Genomic DNA, 22,440 nt, shown 5'->3' with positions numbered 1-22,440 from the left:
CGTTTACGCACCATACTGGTGCATGGAAGCGCCAATCACGGCACATTTTTAGGGCAACCGGGCCGCAGAAAGCCGCCGGGTGCCCCATCGCTCGTGCCATACGCCGCCTGGTTTGCTTCTTGCATTTCAATGCCGCCAGAAGATGGAACCTACCCATGATGATGAACACTGACGCCACGCATCGGCTGTTGCTGGATAACCTGAACACCGCCATCGTGCTGCTTAACGACAGCCTGCGCCTGGAATACATGAATCCGGCCGCCGAAATGCTGCTGGCCGTCAGTGGTCAACGCAGCCAGGGGCAGTTCATCAGCGAGTTGTTCACCGAATCGCCCGAGGCCTTGCCCGCGCTGCGTCAAGCCGTTGAAGAAGCCCATCCTTTCACCAAGCGCGAAGCCCTGCTCACCACCCTGAGCGGCCAATCGCTGACCGTGGATTACGCCGTAACGCCAATCATCAATCACGGCACCACGCTGCTGTTGCTGGAGATCCATCCCCGCGACCGGCTGTTGCGCATCAGCAAGGAAGAGGCCCAGCAATCGCAGATCGAAACCACCAAAGTGCTGGTGCGCGGCCTGGCTCACGAGATCAAGAATCCACTGGGTGGTATTCGCGGTGCGGCGCAATTGCTGGCACGCGAGCTGCCGGGCGAAGCGCTCAAGGATTACACCAACGTGATCATTGAGGAGGCCGACCGCCTGCGTAACCTCGTCGATCGCATGCTGGGCTCCAACAAGCTGCCGTCGCTTGCTTACACCAATATCCATGAAGTACTGGAGCGAGTCGCCAGCCTGATCGAAGCGGAAAGCCAGGATTGCACCATGTTGGTGCGCGATTACGATCCAAGCCTGCCGGACGTCTTAATCGACCACGAACAGATGATTCAGGCCGTGCTCAACATTGCCCGCAATGCCCTGCAGGCACTGGCTGGATATACCATGACCGAACCGGCCCGCATCACCCTGCGCACTCGCGCGCTGCGTCAGTTCACCATTGGTCACGTCCGGCACCGCCTGGCAATCAGGCTGGAAATCATCGACAACGGCCCAGGCATCCTGCCCGACCTGCACGACACCCTCTTTTATCCCATGGTCAGCGGCCGTCCGGACGGTACCGGGCTGGGCTTGGCGATCACCCAGAACATCATCAGCCAGCATCAGGGGCTGGTCGAATTCGAGAGCCAGCCTGGGCGCACCGTCTTCGCCATCGTCCTGCCACTGGAACAAGGAATTTCTCCGTCATGAACCGAAGCGAAACTGTCTGGATCGTCGACGACGACCGCTCCATCCGCTGGGTGCTGGAAAAGGCGCTGCAACAAGGCGGACTCACCACGCAAAGTTTCGACAGCGCCGATAGCGTGCTCAGTCGCCTGGCCCGCCAGCAACCGGACGTGATCATTTCCGACATCCGCATGCCCGGCGCCAGCGGCCTGGACATGCTGGCGCAGATCCGTGCACAGCACCCCGGCCTGCCGGTGATCATCATGACCGCGCATTCGGACCTGGACAGCGCGGTGGCCTCCTACCAGGGCGGCGCCTTCGAATATTTGCCCAAGCCGTTCGATGTCGACGAGGCGGTTTCGCTGGTCAAGCGCGCCCACTTGCACGCCCAGGAACAGCAAAACCAGGCGGCCCCCGAACCCCAGCACGCCACGCCGGAAATCATCGGCGAAGCACCGGCGATGCAGGAAGTATTTCGCGCCATTGGCCGGCTCAGCCAGTCCACGATCACCGTGCTGATCAACGGTGCGTCCGGTACCGGCAAGGAGCTGGTTGCTCATGCCCTGCATCGTCACAGTCCGCGCGCCGCCTCGCCGTTCATTGCCTTGAACATGGCGGCGATTCCCAAGGACCTGATGGAATCCGAGCTGTTCGGCCACGAGAAAGGCGCCTTTACCGGCGCCGCCAACCAGCGTCGCGGGCGTTTCGAGCAAGCCGATGGCGGCACGCTGTTTCTCGACGAGATCGGTGACATGCCGGCCGACACCCAGACGCGTCTATTGCGGGTGCTGGCCGACGGCGAGTTTTATCGGGTCGGCGGCCATATCCCGGTCAAGGTCGATGTGCGCATCATCGCCGCCACCCACCAGGACCTGGAAAACCTGGTGCGCGACGGCAGGTTCCGCGAGGATTTGTTTCATCGCCTGAACGTCATTCGCATTCATATTCCGCAACTGCGCGACCGTCGCGAAGACATTCCCGCACTGGCCCGACACTTTCTCGGCCGGGCTGCCCGTGAGCTGGCGGTAGAGCCCAAACTGCTCAAGCCGGACACCGAAGAGTACCTGTGCAACCTGCCCTGGCCAGGCAATGTGCGCCAGTTGGAGAACACCTGCCGCTGGATCACCGTGATGGCGTCCGGTCGCGAGGTGCACCTGGATGAGTTACCGCCGGAACTACTGACCCACAGTCAGGATGCCGCGCCCGCCATCAACTGGGAACACGGTTTGCGCCACTGGGCCGACCAAGCCCTGGCCAGCGGGCAGTCGAACATCCTCGACAGCGCCGTGCCGGCGTTCGAGCGGATCATGATCGAGACCGCCCTCAAACACACCGCCGGCCGCCGGCGCGACGCCGCCGTGCTACTCGGCTGGGGCCGCAATACCCTGACACGCAAGATCAAAGAACTTGGCCTGAACATAGACGGCGGTGACGAAGAGGATGGTGAAGAAGGCGGCTAGCGGCCTCTACGAGCACTGCCTGCCTGGCGGACATGTCCACTTCGCACGCTTCGAGGTAGCGGCGAATTTATTCGCCGGCCCCTGCGTCTTACGAAGACGGCTGGGATGCCACTAACCGGGGAATTGGAAACGTTGGTGTCCGTCACAAGGCTCATGCAGCTTGAACGTTATGTGCCAGGCGAAGAATTCGCCTCTACATCCGTACACCCGACCAAGGCTGTCATAAAACATAAACATCCCTGGTTTATTGTCCAAGGACTCCAGTTTTCGGGGCCCCTGGTTCAGGCAGGATTGGGGAACCCCCCTTTTATTCCGTGGCGAGGCTGATGACCAGCCGCCACGTCTCCCCCTCCTCGATGCCCTGCCACTGCGCGGGCAAAGGGCGGGTAGCGACCAGGTAGACCAGCAGGCCCTGCGCCGAGGGCATCACCCGCCACTTCACGTCGCCACCGGCCAGAGAAAGTGTGCCTTGTTCGGCAGCGCCCTGCGCCTGAATCAACAGGGCATAGGCTCCTTCCACATCCTGGGCCTGCACGGCCGGCTCGCGGTCAAAGTACAGCTCGAGGCCATTTGTGGCCTGCACAGCCAGTAACTGCACATCTCCGGGCGCCATTAGCCTGCCCAGCATCAGCCCGACCAGCAGTCCACTTACCGCCAAGCCGAGCAGAAACAGGGGCCACACGCGCCGCCGAGGGTCTGCCGGAGGAGTAGAATGCTGCCCGTCTTCGTGCTGAGAACCGCGCATGTTTCACGTCATCCTTTTTCAACCGGAAATTCCGCCCAATACCGGCAACATTATCAGGCTGTGCGCCAACAGCGGGTGTCAATTGCACCTGATCGAACCGCTCGGCTATGAGTTGGACGACAAGCGCCTGCGCCGCGCCGGGTTGGACTATCACGAATACGCGCCGCTCAAGCGCCACCCCGACCTGAAGCACTGCCTGGACAGCCTTGACCTGCGCCTCGGAGCGCCCATCGATGCCGAGGCGCCCCGCCTGTTTGCCTTCACCACCAAGGGCTCGCAACCCTATCACCAGGTGCACTACCGCGCCGGTGATGCCTTTTTGTTCGGCCCGGAAAGCCGTGGCTTGCCCGCAGAGATACGCGATGCCCTGCCTGAGGCGCAACGCCTGCGCCTGCCGATGCGCGAAGGCAACCGCAGCCTCAACCTGTCCAACACCGTCGCCGTGGCCGTCTATGAGGCCTGGCGGCAACTGGATTTCGCGCAGGAGCAGTGATCGCCGTTCGCTCCGCCAAACAAAAAAAAGCGCCCGAGGGCGCTTTTCGCATCTTGCCGCAGCGTGAAACTTACTGCTGCGTAGCCGTCTGGGCTTCGGCATTGATGCGTTGCAGCTCTTGGGCGTACAGGGCATCAAAGTTCACCGGCGCCAGCATCAGGGCCGGGAACGAGCCACGAGTGACCAGGCTGTCCAGCGCTTCGCGGGCATAGGGGAACAGAATGTTCGGGCAGAACGCGCCAAGCGTGTGGCTCATGGACGCGGCGTCCAGGCCCTTGATCAGGAAGATGCCGGCCTGTTGCACTTCGGCGATGAAGGCCACTTCTTCGCCGGTCTTGACCGTTACCGAGAGGGTCAGCACCACTTCGTGGAAGTCGCCTTCCAGGCTCTTCTGACGGGTGTTGAGGTCCAATGCGACATTCGGCGCCCATTCCTGACGGAAGATTTCCGGGCTTTTCGGCGCTTCGAAGGACAGGTCCTTCACATAGATGCGCTGCAGGGAAAACTGAGGGTTCTCGCCGTTCTGCGCGGCACCGTTGTTTGCTTGTTCAGTCATGGCTGAGCCTTATTGTCGTGCTTGTTGAAATCAGCTTTGGAGCAGCGCGTCCAGCTTGCCAGCGCGCTCCAGAGCATACAGATCGTCGCAACCGCCTACGTGCCGCTCGCCGATCCAGATCTGCGGCACTGAAGTTCGTCCCGCCTTGTCGCGCATTTCGGCACGCACTGCAGGCTGACCGTCCACGGCGATTTCTTCATAGACCACGCCCTTGTGATCGAGGAGCTGCTTGGCGCGGATGCAATACGGGCACCAGGCAGAGGTATAGATCAGGACGTGGGCCATATCATTTCACCACTGGAAGATTGTCACCGCGCCAACTGGCCAGGCCACCGGACAGCTTGGCAGCGGTGTAGCCTGCCTTCTGCAGTTCGCGACACACCGTGCCGGAGTGTTGGCCCATGGCGTCGACGACGATAATGGTCTTGGCTTTATGTTTGTCCAACTCGCTAATGCGCGCAGCCAGTTTTTCGTAGGGCATGTGCAAGGCATCGACGATATGTCCGGCGTCAAAATCCTTTTTCGCCCGCACGTCCAACACGATGCCCTGCTCGCTGTTGACCAGCGCGGTCAGTTCACGGGTGCTGAGACTACGGCCGCCGCGGCTCAGTTCATTGAGCGCAAAGAGGACCACCAGAACGACGAAAATACCGCTCAATACATAGTGGTTAGTGACAAATTCAATCAACGTGGCAAGCATCTAGATGTTCCCGGACGGTAAAATGCCGGCAGTATACACAGGGCCCCGAGCCGGCGGCACCCTGACGCGCCGTGACGCATCGCTCGCCAACGCTTAGAATCCCCGGCCCTTTTCCATTGACCCCATCAAGCGGAACGAGTCGATCTTATGCCTGCCACGCCCAAACCCCTGGTCCTGATGATTCTCGATGGCTTCGGTCACAGCGAAAGCCCCGACTACAACGCCATCCATGCAGCCAATACGCCGGTTTACGATCAACTGCTCGCCACCCAGCCCCACGGTCTGATTTCCGGCTCGGGCATGGACGTCGGTTTGCCGGACGGGCAGATGGGCAACTCCGAAGTCGGCCACATGAACCTCGGCGCCGGCCGCGTGGTGTACCAGGACTTTACCCGCGTCACCAAGGCCATTCGCGACGGCGAATTCTTCGCCAATGAGGCGATCAACGCGGCCGTGGACAAGGCCGTGGCCGCCGATAAGGCCGTACACATCATGGGGCTGCTCTCCGATGGTGGCGTGCACAGTCATCAGGATCACCTGGTGGCCATGGTCGAATCGGCTGCCCGCCGTGGCGCCACACACATCTACCTGCACGCCTTCCTCGACGGCCGCGACACGCCGCCAAAAAGCGCCCAGCCGTCCATCGAGCTGCTCGAAGCCTCCTTTGCCAAGCTCGGCAAGGGCCGTATCGCCAGCTTGATTGGCCGCTACTTCGCCATGGACCGTGACAACCGCTGGGACCGCGTCGAGCAGGCCTACAACCTGATCGTCCAAGGCCAGGGCCACTTCCACGCCGCCACCGCCGTGGAGGGCCTGAACGCCGCCTATGCTCGCGAGGAGAGCGACGAGTTCGTCAAGGCCACCACCATCGGCGCCCCGGCCCGTGTGGAAAACGGCGATGCGGTGATCTTCATGAATTTCCGCGCCGACCGCGCCCGCGAACTGACCCGTGCGTTCGTCGAGGCCGACTTCACCGGTTTTACCCGTGCCCGTGTGCCGCAGTTGTCCGGCTTCGTCATGCTCACCCAGTACGCCGCCAGCATCGACGCGCCCTGCGCCTTCAAGCCGGAGCCGCTGACTAACGTGCTCGGCGAGTACCTGGCCAACAACGGCAAGACTCAGCTGCGCATTGCCGAAACCGAGAAGTATGCTCACGTCACCTTCTTTTTCTCCGGCGGCCGCGAAGAGCCCTTCCCCGGCGAGGAACGCATCCTGATCCCTTCGCCGAACGTCGCCACCTATGACCTGCAGCCGCAGATGAGCGCGCCGGAAGTCACCGACCGCATCATCGAAGCCATCGAGCAGCAGCGCTATGACGTAATCATCGTCAACTACGCCAACGGCGACATGGTGGGCCACACGGGTGTGTTCGACGCTGCCGTGCAGGCCGTGGAGTGCTTGGATGCCTGCATGGGCCGGATCGTTACCGCGCTGGACAAGGTGGGTGGCGAAGCCTTGATCACTGCTGACCACGGCAACGTCGAGCAGATGGAAGACGTCGTCACCGGCCAAGCGCATACCGCGCATACGTGCGAGCCAGTGCCGTTCATTTATGTCGGCAAACGCAACCTGAGCATTCGCGAAGGCGGCGTGCTGGCCGATGTCGCACCGACCATGCTGAACCTGCTGGGACTGCCGCAACCCGCAGAAATGACCGGCACCAGCATCGTCGAACTGCACTGATCATTTTTTTGAGAGCCACCTGCTAAGCTGCTCGCCAGGGACGAATGGAATCGTCCCCAGCGGCATATACCCTGCCCATGATTGGCATCATCCGTAGCCGTACGCGGAAAACCGACCCTGCCAACCATCCGACAGTCTGCCGCCTGGCCTGCAGCTCGCCGCTGCTTTTTTGGGCATACTTGCCCAGTCTTTTGTTCCAGGTGCCGTACGCCCCATGTTTCGAGCCCTTGCCCTTATTCTGCTGAGCTGCCTGCTGGCTCCAGCCTTCGCCGATCAGAAGGCGCAGACCCAGCAACAACTCGAAGCGGCCCGCAAAGACGTGGCCGAACTGAAGAAGATGCTGGAGAAGCTGCAGCAGGAAAAGTCCGGCGTGCAGCAGCAGCTTCGCTCCACCGAGCAGGAGATGGGCGAGCTGGAAAAACAGGTTCGCGAGCTGCAACAGCAACAGAATCAAAGCGAGGCGCAGCTCAAGCAACTCGATCAACAGAAAAAAAAACTCCAGCAATCACGCGCTGAACAGCAACGTGTGATCGGCACTCAAGCGCGCGCTGCGTACCAGAACGGGCGCGGCGAATACCTCAAGCTGCTGCTCAACCAGCAAAATCCCGCCGCCTTTTCCCGCGTCCAGACCTACTACAGCTACCTGAACCAGGCGCGTCTGGAACAGCTTCAGGGGTTCAACGACACGCTCGTGCAACTGCACCAGGTAGAAAGCGACCTGGACGCACAGCAGCAGCAACTGGCCAAGCAAAAACAGGCCGTGGCCGAGCGCCAGGCCCGTCTTGGCGAGGTTCGCAAAGAGCGCCAGCAGGCGCTGGTCCAGTTGAATCAGGATGCAAACAGCCGCAATCAGAAGCTCAAGGCCCGTCAGCAAGACCAGGCCGAACTGCAAAACGTCCTCAAGACCATCGAAGCCACCCTCGCCCGCCAGGCCCGCGAAGCCGAACAGGCTCGCCAGCAGGCCCTGGCCGAAGAGCGCCGCCAACGCGAACGGCAGCGCCCCAGCGGCGCACCGGTCAGCGGCGAGGCATTGGTTTCCAGTAGCGGCTTCACCTTTGGCGGCCCCTTCGCCGACGCGCGGGGTAAATTGCCCTGGCCCGTGGATGGCCGCCTGTTGGCCCGCTATGGTGCCCAGCGTGGCGAAGATGCGCGCAGCACCTGGGATGGCGTCCTGATCGGCAGCCGTGCCGGCCAACCAGTGCGCGCCGTGCACGGTGGCCGGGTCGTATTCGCCGATTGGTTGCGTGGCGCCGGCATGCTGGTCATTCTCGATCACGGCGGTGGTTACCTCAGCCTCTACGGGCATAACCAAAGCCTGCTGAAAACGGCCGGTGACATCGTCAAGGCCGGTGATACCATTGCCACGGTTGGCACCAGCGGCGGCCAGGAAATTCCGGCGCTGTATTTTGCTATTCGTCAGCAGGGTCGCCCCAGTGATCCTGCACAATGGTGCCGCGCGCAGGGTTAGCGCGCCTTTTCATTATTCCTGGAGTTCAACATGCTGCATCTGCGCCCTTTCGCTATCGCCCTCTCGCGCGGACTGACGCTATGCCTGGCGCTGGCCTTCAGTCATGCCTGGGCACAGCAGCCCGCAGCCAGCGGCGAGCGGGTCGCTTTGCCCCAGGCGCCATTGCCACTGGAAGATCTACGCACCTTTGCCGAGGTGTTTGACCGCATCAAGGCGGCCTATGTCGAGCCGGTGGATGACAAGACGCTGCTGGAAAACGCCATCAAGGGCATGCTCAGCAACCTCGACCCGCACTCGGCCTATCTCGATCCGCAGGCGTTCCAGGAACTGCAGGAAAGCACCAGCGGCGAATTCGGCGGCCTGGGTATCGAAGTCGGCATGGAAGACGGCTTCATCCGCGTGGTCTCGCCCATCGACGACACCCCGGCCGCCAAGGCCGGCATCGAAGCGGGCGACCTGATCATCATGATTGACGGCCAGCCCACCAAGGGTCTGTCGATGCAGGAAGCCGTGGACAAGATGCGTGGCAAGGCGGGGACCAAAATCACCCTGACCCTGGTACGCGACGGCGGCAAACCCTTCGATGTGCAACTGACCCGCGCCGTGATCAAGGTGCAGAGCGTGCGCTCTCAGATGCTGGAAAGCGGTTATGGCTACTTGCGCATCACCCAGTTCCAGGTCAATACCGGCAGTGAAGTCGGTCAAGCGCTGGCCAAACTGCGCAACACCAATGGCGGCAAGCTGGAAGGCCTGGTGCTGGACCTGCGCAACAACCCCGGTGGGGTTCTCCAGTCGGCCGTAGAAGTCTCCGATCATTTCATGACCAGGGGCCTGATCGTCTATACGGAAGGCCGTATCGCCAATTCCGAGCTGCGCTTTTCTGCCAACAGCGCCGACGCCAGTGAAGGCGTACCGCTGGTGGTGCTAATCAATGGCGGCAGTGCCTCGGCCGCGGAAATCGTCGCCGGCGCCCTGCAGGACAGCAAGCGCGCCGTGGTCATGGGGACCGACAGTTTCGGCAAGGGTTCGGTGCAGACCGTGCTGCCGCTCAACAATGACCGCGCCCTGAAGCTGACCACCGCGCTGTATTACACGCCCAATGGCCGCTCGATCCAGGCCCAGGGCATCGTTCCGGACATCGAGGTGCGCCGCGCCCGTCTGACCCGCGACAGCAATGACAACGAGAACTTCAAGGAGGCTGATCTGCTCGGCCATCTTGGCAACGGCAATGGCGGGGCTGACAAGCCCAGCAGCCAGAAAGCCCAAAATGAACCCCGTCTTCAGGATGACGACTACCAACTGAGCCAGGCGCTCAACCTGCTCAAAGGATTGAGCATTACCCGCGCTAAATGACCTGCGCGGCACGCGCCCTCATTGGCGCGTTCGGTTTGCTGCTGTCGCTCGGCTCGCTGGCCGCTGACGGCAGCCAGACGCAGAGACCGCGCCTGAGCCTGATCATCGACGATATCGGCAATAACCCGGAACGCGACCGGCGCGTACTGGAGCTGTCTGGTCCGGTGGCACTGGCCGTGCTTCCGGACTCGCTCCACGCCGACGAAGTCGCCCGTGCCGCCAGCCGCGCCGGCAAAACCGTCCTGCTGCACATGCCCATGGCACCCGCCGATGGGCCCTACGCCTGGCGGCCCGGACGCCCGCAGGAAGAATTGCAGGCACGCCTGAAGGCTGCCCTGGCCCGCGTGCCCCATGCCCGCGGTCTGAATAACCACATGGGCAGCCAAATGACCGCCGACCCACAGGCCATGGCCTGGCTGATGCCCGAGCTGCAGCAACGCCACCTGTTCTTTGTCGACAGCCGTACCAATGCCGCCACGGTGGCCGCCGCCGAAGCGCAACGCATCGGTTTGGCCAGCCTGTCGCGGGATGTGTTTCTCGATCACGACCAAAGCCTGCAGGCCGTCGCCCGCGAGTTCGAGCGCGCGGTAAAACTGGCACGCCGGCAAGGTTCAGTGGTGATGATCGGCCATCCCCATCTCAACACCCTGGCGGTGCTGGAACGTGAACTGCCGAACCTGGCCGAGCAAGGTATCGACTGGATCGACGTGCCGGCGATGATTGCCCTGCGCGGCAACCGGGCGATGGCGGCCCATGGCAAAAACGGTGTTTATCGCACGCCGCCGCAAACGCAACCGGTGGCCCACACGCTGCGTTGATCGCCCCAAGAAGGTTGGTTAACAGCTTCGCGGCGAGGTCGCCGCTTCACCTCCACCACTGCGATCAAAAACAAAAAAGGCGGCCAAGACCTAGCCTTGACCGCTTTTTTTTGACGCTACAAAACTTACCGGACGACGATGCCACGCGCGGCCAGGTAAGCCTTGGCCTCCGGCACGGTGTATTCGCCGAAGTGGAAGATACTGGCCGCCAATACTGCATCGGCCTTGCCTTCAATGATGCCGTCAGCCAGGTGCTGCAAGTTGCCCACGCCGCCCGACGCAATCACAGGAATGCCTACGGTCTCGCTGATCGCGCGGGTCACGCCCAGGTCGTAACCGCTTTTCACGCCGTCCTGGTCCATGCTGGTCAGCAGGATTTCGCCGGCGCCCAGATCTTCCATCTTCTTGGCCCAGAGCACAGCATCCAGACCGGTCGGCTTGCGTCCGCCGTGAGTGAAGATTTCCCAGCGCGGGGTTTCACCCGGCTTGGAGACCTTCTTGGCGTCGATGGCGACGACAATGCACTGCGAGCCAAAGCGCTGCGCGGCCTCGCCGACGAACTCCGGATTGAACACTGCGGCGGTGTTGATCGACACCTTGTCGGCGCCGGCATTCAGCAGGTTGCGGATGTCATGCACGGTGCGTACGCCGCCGCCCACGGTCAGCGGGATGAACACCTGGCTAGCCATGCGCTCGACGGTGTGCAGGGTGGTATCGCGGCCGTCGACGCTGGCGGTAATGTCGAGAAAGGTGATCTCGTCGGCGCCCTGCTCGTTGTAGCGGCGGGCAATCTCCACCGGGTCGCCGGCATCGCGGATGTTCTCGAACTTGACGCCCTTCACCACGCGACCGTTGTCCACGTCGAGGCAGGGGATGATGCGTTTGGCCAGTGCCATATTGGTGCTCTCGCAGTTCTGTAGGGTGGACAACGCTGTGCTTGTCCACCATCGACAGGTAGAAAACGCTTCGCGGTTTTCCACCCTACGCCGGATTCACGCTTTGAAGTTGTCGCAGAGCGCCTGGGCTTCAGCCACGTCCAGCGTGCCTTCATAAATGGCCCGACCGGTGATGGCGCCGACGATGCCCGGCGCGCGGGCATTGAGCAGCTTCTGGATGTCACCCAGGTTATGAATGCCGCCGGAGGCGATCACCGGAATGCGGCTGGCAGCGGCCAGGGCGGCGGTGGCTTCGACGTTGCAGCCCTGCATCATGCCGTCTTTGGCAATGTCGGTGTAGACGATGGCGGAGACGCCGTCGGCCTCGAAACGACGGGCCAGGTCCACGGCTTGCACGCTGGACACTTCAGCCCAGCCATCAGTAGCAACGAAACCATCTTTGGCGTCCAGACCGACGATCACCTTGCCCGGGAAGGCCTTGCAGGCCTCGGCGACGAACTCTGGCTCCTTGACCGCCTTGGTGCCGATAATCACGTAGCTGACGCCGGCGCGCACATAGTGCTCGATGGTTTCCAACGAGCGGATGCCGCCACCGATCTGGATCGGCAGGTTCGGATAGCGCTTGGCGATGGCGGTGACGACTTCACCGTTGACCGGCTGGCCTTCGAAAGCACCATTGAGGTCGACTAGGTGCAGGCGGCGGCAACCACCCTCGACCCACTTGGCGGCCATGCTCACCGGGTCATCGGAGAACACCGTGGAGTCTTCCATGCGGCCCTGGCGCAGACGCACGCAGGCGCCGTCCTTGAGATCGATAGCGGGGATAATCAGCATTACTCGAACCTGTTCAAATCAGTGAAATTCCAAGACGGGTCAACTCTTCTCGAGTGCCCAGACATCGCTTTCAATACTGGCGAAACGGTCGGCCAGCACCGTCTGCACATCAGCAATCGCCTTGTCATAGTAATGCGGGGCAATTTCGCGGCCGATGAGCTCCAGCACTTCCTGCACCTCGAACGAACCCAGCTCCAGTTCGAAGCGCTCTTCGAGAAAGCGCTGCAGCACCTGCACCGCAACCTGCTCCTGGGCAGGCTCAAGGCTGAGGGATGGCACCCTGGCCTTCGCGCGACTCATTACCACCTGCCATCCCAGGCGACAAAATTCTGTAGCAACTGCAGGCCGTGGGTGTGGCTTTTTTCCGGGTGGAACTGCACGGCGAAGCGCGAGCCGTCAGCCAGTGCGGCGGCGAAATCCACGCCGTAGTGGCCGCGACCGACCACCTGCTTGGGGTTGCCCGCCTCGATGTAGTAGCTGTGGACGAAGTAGAAGCGCGCCCGGTCGGGGATGTTGTGCCACAGCGGGTGGGGCACGTTCTGCTCGACTTCGTTCCAGCCCATGTGGGGCACTTTCAGGTGCTCGCCGTCCTCATGCAGGTCCTTGCCGAAGTAACGCACCTGACCGGGGAACAAGCCAATGCAATCGACCCCGTCGTTCTCCTCGCTGCGCTCCAGCAACGCTTGCATGCCGACGCAGATACCGAGAAACGGCCGATCGACGCTGACTTCGCGCACCAGCTCATCAAACCCCAGGCGGCGGATCTCTGCCATGCAGTCACGAATCGCACCGACGCCCGGAAAGACCACGCGATCCGCCTCGCGGATCACCTGGGCGTCGCTGGTCACCAGCACCTTGCCGGCGCCGACATGCTCGAGGGCCTTGGCCACCGAGTGCAGGTTGCCCATGCCGTAATCAATAACGGCAACGGTTTGCATCACAGGCATCCCTTGGTGGACGGCATTTGCCCCGCCATGCGCGGATCTTCGCTGATGGCCATGCGCAGGGCGCGGCCAAAGGCCTTGAACACCGTCTCGATCTGGTGGTGGGTATTGGTGCCGCGCAGGTTATCGATGTGCAAGGTCACCAGGGCATGGTTGACGAAGCCCTGGAAGAATTCCTGGAACAGGTCGACATCGAACTTGCCGACCACCGCGCGGGTAAAGGGCACGTTCATGGTCAGGCCGGGACGCCCGGAGAAGTCGATGACCACACGCGACAGCGCTTCATCCAGCGGCACGTAGGAATGGCCGTAGCGCACCAGGCCCTTCTTGTCGCCGATGGCCTTGGCGAAGGCCTGGCCGAGGGTGATGCCGACGTCTTCCACGGTGTGGTGATCGTCGATGTGGGTGTCGCCCTGGCATTCGATGTCCAGGTCGATCAGACCATGACGAGCGATCTGGTCAAGCATGTGCTCCAAAAAGGGCACGCCGATGGCGAAACGCGCCTGGCCAGTGCCATCCAGGTTGATTGAAACCTTGATGCGGGTTTCCAGGGTGTTGCGTTCAACGGACGCCTTACGTTCGACCATTACCAGCTCCGCAATAAAAATCAGGGGGCGAAAGGGCGGACATTATAGGCCGGAACGCCCACGGCTTGAAGCCGCGCGGCGCGCCGGTCGTTTTACGCCGATAACCTGTTCGGCTTTTACCGATAATTGCCGGGCTTACAACGTAACCCACCACCTGTCACACGCCTGGGCGACATACCGCCCCAGTGCGTGCACAAAGCAGTGGCGCTTGATACCGTATTTCGCCGCCAAGCCCAAGGGCTGTACGACTCACGTATTGAAAACCGGAACCATGCCCGTCTACGTCGAAAACCTCAGCCACGCCTCACCCCAGGACCGCCGCGATCTGGAACTCATCTATGCCGATGCGCCCGAGTGGTTGCTGGCGCCTTATCCCCAGGCTAGCGCCTTGATCGACGACGCCCTGGCGAACCAATGCCTGCTGGTCGGCCGCTTTAACGGCCGCCTTCTGGGTGCTGCGCGACTGGAGCGACTGGCGGACCGCTGGCGGCTTACGCACCTGTGCGTGCGCGAACTGACTCGCGGTCGTGGCGTCGCCCAGCGCCTGCTCGACGAAACGCGACGCTTGGCCCGCGAAGCCGACGTGCCGCTGGTACTTGCCGCCAACCCCGGTCAGACTGCTGCGCAACGTCTGGCTGCGCACCATCAGCTGTCCCTGGAAGCACTCTGAACGGAAGTCCACCTCCATGTCGCACCCTTTTTCCAGTCTCACCCCCGATCTGGTGCTGGATGCCGTGGAAAGCCTCGGCTACCTGAGCGACGCCCGCGTGCTGGCGCTCAACAGTTACGAGAACCGCGTCTATCAGGTGGGCATTGAAGACAGCGTGCCGCTGATCGCCAAGTTTTATCGCCCCGGCCGGTGGAGCGACGCCGCTATCCGCGAGGAGCACGCCTTCAGCCAGGAATTGGCCGAGCAGGAAATTCCCGTCGTCGCACCGCTACGTCGCGACAATGAAAGCCTATTCGAGCACGCCGGCTTTCGCTTCGCACTATTCCCCCGCCGGGGCGGCCGCGCGCCGGAACCCGGCAATCTCGATCAGCTGTACCGCTTCGGCCAGTTGCTCGGTCGCATGCACGCCGTAGGCGCCAGCCGGCCGTTTCTGGAACGCGAAGCCCTGACGGTGGATAACTTTGGTCACGAATCCCTGGCGACCCTGCTAGATGGCGGCTTTATTCCGTCGGGCCTATTGCCGGCATACGAATCCGTGGCCCGTGACCTGCTCAAGCGCCTCGACGAACTGTTCGCCCGAGTATGCTACGACAGCATTCGCCTGCACGGTGATTGCCACCCCGGCAACCTGCTGCACCGCGACGACAGTTTCCACATCGTCGATCTCGACGACTCACGTATGGGTCCGGCGATTCAAGACCTGTGGATGATGCTGGCCGGCGACCGCCAGGAACGCCTGCGCCAACTCTCCGAACTGGTGGAGGGTTATCAGGAATTTCACGATTTCCAAACCCGCGAACTGCCATTGATCGAAGGCATGCGCAGCCTGCGCCTGATGCATCACAGCGCCTGGCTGGCACGCCGCTGGGACGACCCTGCCTTCCCGCCGAGCTTTCCCTGGTTCGCCAGCGAGCGTTACTGGGGCGACCAGATACTCACCCTACGCGAACAACTCGCCGCGCTGGATGAAGAGCCGTTGCGCTTGTACTGAACGCTTTGCAGAAACTGCCAAAACCCGCACACAGGCTTACACTAGGCAGCATCGTTAGCGTCCTAATCAAGGATTTCCATGGCTCCCGCCAATCTGCGTCGCGGCTACTTGCTCGGTCTCGTCGCCTACGTCATCTGGGGTCTGTTTCCCCTCTATTTCAAAGCCATTGAAAGTATTCCCGCAACCGAGATCATTGTTCATCGCGTGTTGTGGTCAGCCTTGTGCGGCGCAGTGCTGCTGCTGTTCTGGAAGCACCCCGGCTGGTGGCGCGAGCTGTGCGCCAATCCCAAACGCTTTGCCGTACTGGCCTTGAGCGGCGCGCTGATCGCCGCCAACTGGCTGATTTATGTGTGGGCCGTAAATAACGAGCGGATGCTCGAGGCGAGCCTGGGTTATTACATCAACCCGCTGGTCAACGTGATGCTCGGCATGCTGATTCTCGGCGAGCGGCTGCGGCGCTTGCAGTGGTTGGCCGTGGCGCTGGCCTTGATTGGCGTGGCGCAGCAGATCTGGCAGCTGGGCAGCCTACCCTGGGTGTCGCTGGGCTTGGCCCTGAGCTTTGGCATCTATGGGCTGATCCGCAAGCAAGCCCCGGTAGCCGCGCTCCCGGGGCTGGTGGTGGAAACCTGGCTGCTATTGCCGGTGGCCTTGCTCTGGGTGGCTTTTCACCCGGCTGCGGTCAGCAGTCAGCTGGAGTTCTGGGGCACGCCACTGGCCTGGCTACTGGCCGCCGCAGGTCCCATTACCTTGGTGCCACTGGTGTGTTTCAACGCCGCCGCGCGCCACCTGCCGTACACCACGCTGGGGTTTTTACAATACCTGGCACCCACATTGGTGCTGTTACAGGCCATCTTCCTGTTTGGCGAACACTTCGACCCGGCCCGCATGCTGTCTTTCGCCTTCATTTGGGCTGCGCTGGCAGTTTACAGCGTGGATGCTTGGTTAAGCCTGCGCCGCAGCAAGCCAGGTCGAGTCGTTTCGTAGTGCGAGCGTGCCCTTCGCTACACAGATGCCCGGAGATGTTCATCGGGCGCGGTCCTCGCCGTCATCGACACGCAGATGCACATCGACCATTAGATCATCGGCCAGGGTTTCCAGGCTCGCCTGCAGGTTTTCTATGCTAACCGCCAGCGGCAGGGCCAGCCAGGCATGGGCGCGAAACAGCATTTCGTTACTCATGGGCGCGGCATCGACTTCCGTTTCCAGCTTTTCAATGTTCACTCCCAACTCGGTCAACACGCGAGTGATGTCGTACAGAATGCCCGGGCGGTCATCACCCACCAGCTCCAGTTGTACCGGCCGCCAGGTACAGGCCGGCTCGGGCCCACAAGGCTCGGCCAGTACGCGTATGCCGTGCTGATTCAATGCCTGCAAGGCTTCCAGCAATTCTTCGTGGGACTCGGCAGGCACCGCTACCCGCAGGATTCCGGCAAATTGACCGGCCATGCGCGCCATGCGGCTTTCCAGCCAGTTGCCGCCGTGTTCGGCGACACAGCGGGCGATGCGTTCGACCAGCCCCGGCTGATCCGGGGCAATGATGGTGAATACCAGATGCTCCATGTTCGGCTGCTCCTGTAAGAAGTCGCAAGACGACGACCGCTCACTAGGTATAGAACAGTCCGCCAGAACGGCCGTAGGGTCTGTTGACGTTTTGTCGCGAGCCGCGTTGCTGCGGCAAATGTCGCCAGGCAAGGCGCGGGACGAAGGCAATGGTTATTCCCTTGCCAAGTCCCGCAACGCCGCATGGCGACATTGCCGCGCAACCCGAAGGGTCGGGCCGGCGCGGCCGCGAACGAAACGTCAACAGACCCTAACCACCGGCCCGCTGTTTTTCCATTCGTCTTCATGTAGTATCCGCCAGCTCGGACTACAAGAAGAACAAAAAAGCATCCGAGACCAATCGTAGAGCAGATCAAGTGAGGCGAATAATGACTGAGCGCGTTGAAATCGGTGGCTTGCAGGTCGCCAGAGTTCTTTTTGACTTCGTGAACAACGAAGCCATTCCCGGCACCGGCCTGAATGCCGATGCCTTCTGGGCAGGCGCCGCGGGCGTCATCCACGACCTGGCGCCGAAGAACCGTGCCCTGCTTGCCAAGCGTGACGAGCTGCAAGCGCGAATCGACGCCTGGCATGCTGCTCGCCAGGGCCAGGCCCACGATGCGGTCGCCTACAAGGCCTTCCTGCAGGAAATCGGTTACCTGTTGCCCGAACCGGCCGACTTCAAGGTCACCACCGAAAACGTCGACGCTGAAATCGCCACCATGGCCGGCCCGCAGCTGGTGGTGCCGATCATGAATGCCCGTTTCGCTCTCAACGCCGCCAACGCCCGCTGGGGTTCGCTGTACGACGCGCTCTACGGCACCGACGCCATCAGCGAAGACGGCGGCGCCGAGAAAACCAAAAGCTACAACAAGGTACGCGGCGACAAGGTCATCGCCTTCGCCCGCGCCTTTCTCGACGAAGCCGCTCCGCTGGCCAACGGCTCGCACGTTGACGCCACTGGCTATCGCATCGCCAATGGCCAACTGGACGTCAGCCTGAAAGACGGCAGCACCACCGGCCTGCAACAGCCGGGCAAGTTCATTGCTTTCCAGGGCGAAGCCGCCGCGCCGAGCGCCGTGCTGCTGAACAACAACGGCCTGCACTTTGAAATCCAGATCGACGCCAACAGCCCGATCGGCCAGACCGACGCAGCGGGTGTCAAAGACATCCTGATGGAAGCCGCCGTCACCACCATCATGGACTGCGAAGACTCCACCGCCGCGGTCGACGCCGACGACAAGACCGTGGTCTATCGCAGCTGGCTGGGCTTGATGAAGGGCGACCTCGCCGAGTCCGTCACCAAGGACGGCAAGACCTTTACCCGCACCATGAATCCGGACCGCGTCTACACCAAGGCGGACGGTTCCGAGCTGAACCTGCACGGCCGCTCAATGCTGTTCATCCGCAACGTCGGCCACCTGATGACCAACGATGCGATCATCGACAAGGACGGCTTCGAAGTACCGGAAGGCATCCTCGATGGCCTGCTGACCAGCCTGATTGCCCTGCACAACATCAAGGGCAACACCACCCGCAAGAACAGCCGCACCGGTTCGCTGTACATCGTCAAGCCGAAGATGCACGGCCCGGAAGAAGTCGCCTTCACCAACGAACTGTTCAACCGCATCGAAGATGTCCTGGGCGTGACGCGCAACACCCTCAAAGTCGGCATCATGGACGAAGAGCGCCGCACCACCGTCAACCTCAAGGCCTGCATCAAGGCCGCCAGCGAGCGCGTGGTGTTCATCAATACCGGCTTCCTCGACCGTACCGGCGATGAAATCCACACCTCGATGGAAGCCGGGCCCGTCGTGCGCAAGGCCGCCATGAAGGCGGAGAAGTGGATTGCCGCCTACGAAAACTGGAACGTCGATCACGGCCTCAACTGTGGCCTGTCCGGCCGTGCCCAGATCGGTAAGGGCATGTGGGCCATGCCCGACCTGATGGCCGGCATGATGGAACAGAAGATTGGCCACCCGCTGGCCGGCGCCAACACCGCCTGGGTGCCCTCGCCAACCGCCGCCACCCTGCACGCCCTGCACTACCACAAGGTGGATGTGTTCGCGCGTCAGCAGGAGCTGGCCAGCCGTCAATTCGCTTCGCTGGACGATATCCTGACCCTGCCACTGGCCCAGGACACCAACTGGTCCGCCGAAGAGAAGCAACAGGAGATCGACAACAACGTGCAGGGCATCCTGGGCTATGTTGTGCGCTGGATCGACCAGGGTGTTGGCTGCTCCAAAGTGCCTGACATCAATGACATCGGCCTGATGGAAGACCGCGCCACCCTGCGTATCTCCAGCCAGTTGCTGGCCAACTGGCTGCGCCACGGCATCATCACCGAGGCTCAGGTTGTGGAAAGCATGCAGCGCATGGCCGCGGTAGTGGACCGTCAGAACGCCGACGATGCCCTGTACAAGCCTATGGCACCGAACTTCGACGACAACATCGCCTTCCAGGCGTCGCTGGAATTGATCCTCGAAGGGGCCAAGCAGCCCAACGGCTACACCGAGCCGGTGCTGCACCGCCGCCGCCGCGAGTACAAGGCCAAGAACGGCCTGTAATCGCCGGTACGTTGGAAAAAACCGCCCCTCGCCGGGCGGTTTTTTTATTCCTGCCAACCGCTAAAGGAGCACCGACACACGCCGATAGACTGACGATTTTTTACCTTTTGGTCATAAAACGACATATAGTGTCGTTTTGACATTGCAGTGTTAGGCAGCCTTAGCCGCCATGGAGTTCGTCATGTTCAAGAGCCTGTCGCTGACTGCCAAACTGTCTCTGGTACCGGCTGTTGCTCTGCTGGGACTGATTCTCTTCGTCGGTTACACCTCACTGCAGTTGGCCGAGACCAATGACCGCCTGCACATTTTGGAAAGTCGCAGCTATCCGATTCTGGAACAGAGCGATGCGGTGATTTTTCAGTTCTCCCGCCTGCCGGGACTGCTCAATAACGCCGTCACTGCCGGCGAAGCAACGCTGGTCGATGACGCTCGCCAGTTGCTGAATGAAATCGAAGCTCAACAACGGCAGCTTGGCGCCCTGCTGAACGACACTCGGCGCAGCCAGGAATTGCGGACCTGGCGCAACGCCGTGACAGCCTATGGCAACAACGCACTGGACGTTTCGCGCCAGCTGATCGACGGCTCAGCTTCGTTCGGTGACCTGACTGACAATCTACAACGCATGACCGTCGATCTGGAGCGCGCCCAGGCCTTGGCTTCTGCCTTTCGCTCCAGCGCTTATCAGGACTTCCAGCAGACCTTGGCGCTTACCCGTGCCGGCAACGTTGCGACCACCCAGCTGGGTATCGGTCTTAGCGCCTTGCTGATGGTGATCGTGGGGTGCGGCGCCTGGTGGGTCACGCGCAACATCATGGGCAACGTACATCGGGTGATCGATTCCCTGCGCGCGATTGCCCGTGGCGACGGCGATCTGACCCGGCGCATCGATGTCGTGTCGAACGATGAAATCGGCACCATGATCCAATTGTTCAACCTGTTCCTCGACAAGCTGCAGACCACCATTCGCCAGATTGTCGAGGCGGCCAGCCCGCTGGCGCAGATGTCCCAAGACCTCTATCGACTGACTAGCGAGGCGGAGCGCAACGCCCAATCCCAGCAAGATCACACCGACTCCATCGGCCGTGACATTCAGACCATGTCGACGCGCATCGAAGAAGTCGCACAACGCTCGCGCCAGGCGTCTGACGATGCAGGCACCGCCTCGCAACAGGCCAAAGCCGCCCGGGATAACATCGGCGGCCTGGCCGAGGGTATCCATGATCTGGGCAGCAGCGTGATGGCCTCGGTGGCGGCCATGACACAACTGGAAGTGGAAACCCAGGAAGTCGGCTCGGTGCTTACGGTCATTCGTACCATTGCCGAGCAGACCAACCTGCTGGCCCTCAACGCAGCCATCGAAGCGGCCCGCGCCGGCGAACAGGGCCGCGGTTTCGCCGTGGTGGCCGATGAAGTGCGTAACCTCGCGCAAAAGACGGCCAGTTCCACAGAGCAGATTCAGGACATTATTCAGCGCCTGCAACGCAGCGCCAATGCGGTGCTTGATGCCATGACCGCCAACGGCGAAAAAGCCCGCGCCAGCATCGAACGCTCCAGCGAGGCGACCCGCCTGCTGGAAGACATCGCCCGTACCGTCAGCCAGATCGACACCCTCAACGCTGCCATTGCTCGTTTCACCCAGGAGCAGATCAGCCTGTCGAGCTCGATACAACAAGAAACTCTGGTGCTGCAGCAAGGCGCCCAGACCACTGCTCAAGGCGCCGGCACCACCACCCGGCTCGGCGAGCAATTGGTCACCACCGGCGATCATCTACGGGCAGCCACCGCCCAATTCCGCGTTTAACCTCCTACAGGGACTTTCCATGACTGCACTACGAGTCATTGGGCTGGCAGCCGCCTGCCTGGCCATCACACCCGCCTTCGCACTGGATCAAGGCGACTATCGCTGGAATGCCTTCGGCACCGTCGGCGTCACCTACCTGGGCGGCGAAGAGGATGGCCGCAATTACGGCATCAATGGCCAGACCACCGATACCTGGCGCGGCGACCAACTGTCCAAGTTCGGTACTCAGCTGAGCTATGGCCTCACCGACAGCCTAAACGCCACCGCCCAACTGACTGCCAAGGCCGAGCAGGACTCGTGGGAAGCCAATCTGGAGTGGGCCTACCTGGCCTGGCAGGCCAATGATCAACTGCTGCTGCGCGCCGGCCGCCTGCGCACCCCGGCCTACATGTATTCGGAAACCCTCGACGTCGGCTTCAGCTATCCCTGGCTGCGTTTGCCCGATGAGGTCTACGGGCAGATTCAGCTGTCCAATTACGAAGGTGTCGATGTGGTGTACAGCCTGCCGCTGTCCTTCGCCACACTAAGCGTCCAGGCCGTCGCCGGCCAGGCCAAGGATCGTGACTACTACCTGTTCGACGAGTTCTACGATACCGATTGGGACAACCTGCTGGGCGCCAGCCTGAGCCTGGCCAGCAACAATTACGGAACCCTGCGTGTGGCCTACAACCAGGCCAAGCTGACCATCGACCAGCCGCTGCTGGGCATCGCTGACAGCAAGGGCAGCTTTCTCAGCGTCGGCTACCAATACGATGATGGCAGCTGGATCAGCGCCAACGAATGGACTCAGCGCACCATCGACGGCCCGCTGAGCCCCGACCAGAACGCCTTCTACCTGATGGGCGGCCATCGCTTTGGCGATTTCCTGCCGCACGTGACTTATGCACAGCTGGATGAAGAGAAAGGAGCCCGCCAGTCGTCCTGGACCCTGGGCCTGAATTACAGCCTGGCGCCGAACGTGACCCTCAAGGGCGAGTACAAGCAGGTCGAAACCGAGAACAACTTTGAAGGCATGTTCGTGCCCTCGGGCCGCGAAGTGTTCACTCAAAGCATCCCGAATTTCGACGGCGAGATCATCAGTCTCGGCATCGACTTCGTATTCTGAGGAGCACGAC

The 22,440-nt window shown here is 61.8% G+C and carries 23 protein-coding genes; 13 read left to right on the top strand and 10 right to left on the bottom strand.

Going from position 1 to position 22,440, the window contains the following annotated elements:
• Positions 1-161: 161 nt before the first annotated feature.
• Together glnL and ntrC are read left to right on the top strand one after the other, a co-directional pair.
• Complete coding sequence (glnL, locus tag H9642_RS01335; protein ID WP_251835336.1) at positions 162-1,244, top strand: nitrogen regulation protein NR(II); 1,083 nt, start codon at positions 162-164, stop codon at positions 1,242-1,244.
• The gene (gene ntrC / locus H9642_RS01330) at positions 1,241-2,680 is read left to right on the top strand and encodes a nitrogen regulation protein NR(I) (protein ID WP_251834612.1); all 1,440 of its coding nucleotides are present in this window, start codon (positions 1,241-1,243) and stop codon (positions 2,678-2,680) included. The genes glnL and ntrC overlap by 4 nt, the downstream gene beginning before the upstream one ends.
• A gap of 307 nt (positions 2,681-2,987) precedes the next feature.
• Here the strand turns inward: ntrC and H9642_RS01325 are convergent, their stop codons facing one another.
• Positions 2,988-3,425, bottom strand: a complete 438-nt coding sequence (locus tag H9642_RS01325; RefSeq protein WP_251834611.1) for a hypothetical protein — start codon at positions 3,423-3,425, stop codon at positions 2,988-2,990.
• On the opposite strand from H9642_RS01325, the gene H9642_RS01320 reads away from it, so the two are divergent.
• Positions 3,424-3,918, top strand: a complete 495-nt coding sequence (locus H9642_RS01320; protein ID WP_251834610.1) for a tRNA (cytidine(34)-2'-O)-methyltransferase — start codon at positions 3,424-3,426, stop codon at positions 3,916-3,918. The two genes, H9642_RS01325 and H9642_RS01320, sit on opposite strands and share 2 nt — an antisense overlap.
• A gap of 70 nt (positions 3,919-3,988) precedes the next feature.
• Here the strand turns inward: H9642_RS01320 and secB are convergent, their stop codons facing one another.
• From secB to H9642_RS01305, 3 genes are read right to left on the bottom strand one after another with little or no spacing between them, the layout of a single operon-like run.
• Positions 3,989-4,474 (bottom strand): protein-export chaperone SecB, encoded by a 486-nt coding sequence (secB, locus tag H9642_RS01315; RefSeq protein WP_251834609.1) that lies wholly within the window; start codon positions 4,472-4,474, stop codon positions 3,989-3,991.
• 30 nt (positions 4,475-4,504) lie between these two features.
• Positions 4,505-4,759 carry a glutaredoxin 3 gene (grxC, locus tag H9642_RS01310; RefSeq protein ID WP_251834608.1) on the bottom strand — a complete coding sequence of 85 codons (255 nt, stop codon included), beginning with the start codon at positions 4,757-4,759 and terminating at the stop codon, positions 4,505-4,507.
• Position 4,760: 1 nt separating this feature from the next.
• A complete protein-coding gene (locus tag H9642_RS01305) occupies positions 4,761-5,174 on the bottom strand; it encodes a rhodanese-like domain-containing protein (RefSeq protein WP_251834607.1) in 414 nt (137 codons plus the stop codon).
• A gap of 147 nt (positions 5,175-5,321) precedes the next feature.
• On the opposite strand from H9642_RS01305, the gene gpmI reads away from it, so the two are divergent.
• From gpmI to H9642_RS01285, 4 genes are all read left to right on the top strand, one after another.
• Positions 5,322-6,857, top strand: coding sequence for a 2,3-bisphosphoglycerate-independent phosphoglycerate mutase (gene gpmI, locus H9642_RS01300; RefSeq protein ID WP_251834606.1), 1,536 nt, complete (start codon positions 5,322-5,324; stop codon positions 6,855-6,857).
• 214 nt (positions 6,858-7,071) lie between these two features.
• On the top strand, positions 7,072-8,325 hold the full coding sequence (locus H9642_RS01295) for a murein hydrolase activator EnvC family protein (RefSeq protein WP_251834605.1): 1,254 nt from the start codon (positions 7,072-7,074) through the stop codon (positions 8,323-8,325).
• Between the two features lie 30 nt (positions 8,326-8,355).
• A complete protein-coding gene (locus tag H9642_RS01290; RefSeq protein ID WP_251834604.1) occupies positions 8,356-9,678 on the top strand; it encodes a S41 family peptidase in 1,323 nt (440 codons plus the stop codon).
• A complete protein-coding gene (locus tag H9642_RS01285) occupies positions 9,675-10,496 on the top strand; it encodes a divergent polysaccharide deacetylase family protein (protein ID WP_433962655.1) in 822 nt (273 codons plus the stop codon). The genes H9642_RS01290 and H9642_RS01285 overlap by 4 nt, the downstream gene beginning before the upstream one ends.
• A gap of 125 nt (positions 10,497-10,621) precedes the next feature.
• Here H9642_RS01285 and hisF read toward each other — a convergent pair whose 3' ends face one another.
• The 5 genes from hisF to hisB form a co-directional block, all read right to left on the bottom strand.
• Positions 10,622-11,392 (bottom strand): imidazole glycerol phosphate synthase subunit HisF, encoded by a 771-nt coding sequence (hisF, locus tag H9642_RS01280; RefSeq protein ID WP_251834602.1) that lies wholly within the window; start codon positions 11,390-11,392, stop codon positions 10,622-10,624.
• Positions 11,393-11,488: 96 nt separating this feature from the next.
• The gene (hisA, locus tag H9642_RS01275; protein WP_251834601.1) at positions 11,489-12,226 is read right to left on the bottom strand and encodes a 1-(5-phosphoribosyl)-5-[(5-phosphoribosylamino)methylideneamino]imidazole-4-carboxamide isomerase; all 738 of its coding nucleotides are present in this window, start codon (positions 12,224-12,226) and stop codon (positions 11,489-11,491) included.
• A gap of 39 nt (positions 12,227-12,265) precedes the next feature.
• Positions 12,266-12,526, bottom strand: coding sequence for a DUF2164 domain-containing protein (locus H9642_RS01270; protein ID WP_251834600.1), 261 nt, complete (start codon positions 12,524-12,526; stop codon positions 12,266-12,268).
• Complete coding sequence (gene hisH, locus H9642_RS01265) at positions 12,526-13,164, bottom strand: imidazole glycerol phosphate synthase subunit HisH (RefSeq protein ID WP_251834599.1); 639 nt, start codon at positions 13,162-13,164, stop codon at positions 12,526-12,528. Before hisH ends, H9642_RS01270 begins: the two co-directional genes overlap by 1 nt.
• On the bottom strand, positions 13,164-13,757 hold the full coding sequence (gene hisB / locus H9642_RS01260) for an imidazoleglycerol-phosphate dehydratase HisB (RefSeq protein ID WP_251834598.1): 594 nt from the start codon (positions 13,755-13,757) through the stop codon (positions 13,164-13,166). Before hisB ends, hisH begins: the two co-directional genes overlap by 1 nt.
• A gap of 271 nt (positions 13,758-14,028) precedes the next feature.
• Between hisB and H9642_RS01255 the strand changes: the two genes are divergently transcribed.
• The 3 genes from H9642_RS01255 to rarD all read left to right on the top strand — a co-directional run bounded on the left by H9642_RS01255 (position 14,029) and on the right by rarD (position 16,402).
• A complete protein-coding gene (locus H9642_RS01255; RefSeq protein WP_251834597.1) occupies positions 14,029-14,427 on the top strand; it encodes an acetyl-CoA sensor PanZ family protein in 399 nt (132 codons plus the stop codon).
• 16 nt (positions 14,428-14,443) lie between these two features.
• Entirely contained in the window at positions 14,444-15,418 is a 975-nt protein-coding gene (locus H9642_RS01250; protein ID WP_251834596.1) for a serine/threonine protein kinase, read from the top strand.
• 78 nt (positions 15,419-15,496) lie between these two features.
• Positions 15,497-16,402, top strand: coding sequence for an EamA family transporter RarD (gene rarD / locus H9642_RS01245; protein WP_251834595.1), 906 nt, complete (start codon positions 15,497-15,499; stop codon positions 16,400-16,402).
• A 39-nt stretch (positions 16,403-16,441) separates the two neighbouring features.
• Here the strand turns inward: rarD and H9642_RS01240 are convergent, their stop codons facing one another.
• Positions 16,442-16,978, bottom strand: a complete 537-nt coding sequence (locus H9642_RS01240) for a glycine cleavage system transcriptional repressor (RefSeq protein ID WP_251834594.1) — start codon at positions 16,976-16,978, stop codon at positions 16,442-16,444.
• 368 nt (positions 16,979-17,346) lie between these two features.
• Between H9642_RS01240 and H9642_RS01235 the strand changes: the two genes are divergently transcribed.
• From H9642_RS01235 to H9642_RS01225, 3 genes are all read left to right on the top strand, one after another.
• Positions 17,347-19,524: a malate synthase G gene (locus H9642_RS01235; protein WP_251834593.1), complete on the top strand. Its 2,178-nt coding sequence runs from the start codon at positions 17,347-17,349 to the stop codon at positions 19,522-19,524.
• A 181-nt stretch (positions 19,525-19,705) separates the two neighbouring features.
• Complete coding sequence (locus H9642_RS01230; RefSeq protein ID WP_251834592.1) at positions 19,706-21,325, top strand: methyl-accepting chemotaxis protein; 1,620 nt, start codon at positions 19,706-19,708, stop codon at positions 21,323-21,325.
• Positions 21,326-21,344: 19 nt separating this feature from the next.
• Positions 21,345-22,430: a porin gene (locus H9642_RS01225; protein WP_251834591.1), complete on the top strand. Its 1,086-nt coding sequence runs from the start codon at positions 21,345-21,347 to the stop codon at positions 22,428-22,430.
• Positions 22,431-22,440 lie beyond the last annotated feature (10 nt).

Source organism: Serpens gallinarum (assembly GCF_014836765.1).
In the GTDB taxonomy this organism is placed as follows: domain Bacteria; phylum Pseudomonadota; class Gammaproteobacteria; order Pseudomonadales; family Pseudomonadaceae; genus Serpens; species Serpens gallinarum.
Note: the sequence above shows the minus strand (reverse complement) of the source record. Positions and strands in the feature narration are given on the sequence as shown.

Excerpts from the sequence above, each read along its gene's own strand:
- glnL (WP_251835336.1), top strand. The coding sequence starts at position 162 with ATGAACACTGACGCCACGCATCGGCTGTTGCTGGATAACCTGAACACC.
- ntrC (WP_251834612.1), top strand. The coding sequence starts at position 1,241 with ATGAACCGAAGCGAAACTGTCTGGATCGTCGACGACGACCGCTCCATC.
- H9642_RS01320 (WP_251834610.1), top strand. The coding sequence starts at position 3,424 with ATGTTTCACGTCATCCTTTTTCAACCGGAAATTCCGCCCAATACCGGC.
- H9642_RS01325 (WP_251834611.1), bottom strand. The coding sequence starts at position 3,425 with ATGCGCGGTTCTCAGCACGAAGACGGGCAGCATTCTACTCCTCCGGCA.
- secB (WP_251834609.1), bottom strand. The coding sequence starts at position 4,474 with ATGACTGAACAAGCAAACAACGGTGCCGCGCAGAACGGCGAGAACCCT.
- grxC (WP_251834608.1), bottom strand. The coding sequence starts at position 4,759 with ATGGCCCACGTCCTGATCTATACCTCTGCCTGGTGCCCGTATTGCATC.
- H9642_RS01305 (WP_251834607.1), bottom strand. The coding sequence starts at position 5,174 with ATGCTTGCCACGTTGATTGAATTTGTCACTAACCACTATGTATTGAGC.
- gpmI (WP_251834606.1), top strand. The coding sequence starts at position 5,322 with ATGCCTGCCACGCCCAAACCCCTGGTCCTGATGATTCTCGATGGCTTC.
- H9642_RS01295 (WP_251834605.1), top strand. The coding sequence starts at position 7,072 with ATGTTTCGAGCCCTTGCCCTTATTCTGCTGAGCTGCCTGCTGGCTCCA.
- H9642_RS01290 (WP_251834604.1), top strand. The coding sequence starts at position 8,356 with ATGCTGCATCTGCGCCCTTTCGCTATCGCCCTCTCGCGCGGACTGACG.
- H9642_RS01285 (WP_433962655.1), top strand. The coding sequence starts at position 9,675 with ATGACCTGCGCGGCACGCGCCCTCATTGGCGCGTTCGGTTTGCTGCTG.
- hisF (WP_251834602.1), bottom strand. The coding sequence starts at position 11,392 with ATGGCACTGGCCAAACGCATCATCCCCTGCCTCGACGTGGACAACGGT.
- hisA (WP_251834601.1), bottom strand. The coding sequence starts at position 12,226 with ATGCTGATTATCCCCGCTATCGATCTCAAGGACGGCGCCTGCGTGCGT.
- H9642_RS01270 (WP_251834600.1), bottom strand. The coding sequence starts at position 12,526 with ATGAGTCGCGCGAAGGCCAGGGTGCCATCCCTCAGCCTTGAGCCTGCC.
- hisH (WP_251834599.1), bottom strand. The coding sequence starts at position 13,164 with ATGCAAACCGTTGCCGTTATTGATTACGGCATGGGCAACCTGCACTCG.
- hisB (WP_251834598.1), bottom strand. The coding sequence starts at position 13,757 with ATGGTCGAACGTAAGGCGTCCGTTGAACGCAACACCCTGGAAACCCGC.
- H9642_RS01255 (WP_251834597.1), top strand. The coding sequence starts at position 14,029 with ATGCCCGTCTACGTCGAAAACCTCAGCCACGCCTCACCCCAGGACCGC.
- H9642_RS01250 (WP_251834596.1), top strand. The coding sequence starts at position 14,444 with ATGTCGCACCCTTTTTCCAGTCTCACCCCCGATCTGGTGCTGGATGCC.
- rarD (WP_251834595.1), top strand. The coding sequence starts at position 15,497 with ATGGCTCCCGCCAATCTGCGTCGCGGCTACTTGCTCGGTCTCGTCGCC.
- H9642_RS01240 (WP_251834594.1), bottom strand. The coding sequence starts at position 16,978 with ATGGAGCATCTGGTATTCACCATCATTGCCCCGGATCAGCCGGGGCTG.
- H9642_RS01235 (WP_251834593.1), top strand. The coding sequence starts at position 17,347 with ATGACTGAGCGCGTTGAAATCGGTGGCTTGCAGGTCGCCAGAGTTCTT.
- H9642_RS01230 (WP_251834592.1), top strand. The coding sequence starts at position 19,706 with ATGTTCAAGAGCCTGTCGCTGACTGCCAAACTGTCTCTGGTACCGGCT.
- H9642_RS01225 (WP_251834591.1), top strand. The coding sequence starts at position 21,345 with ATGACTGCACTACGAGTCATTGGGCTGGCAGCCGCCTGCCTGGCCATC.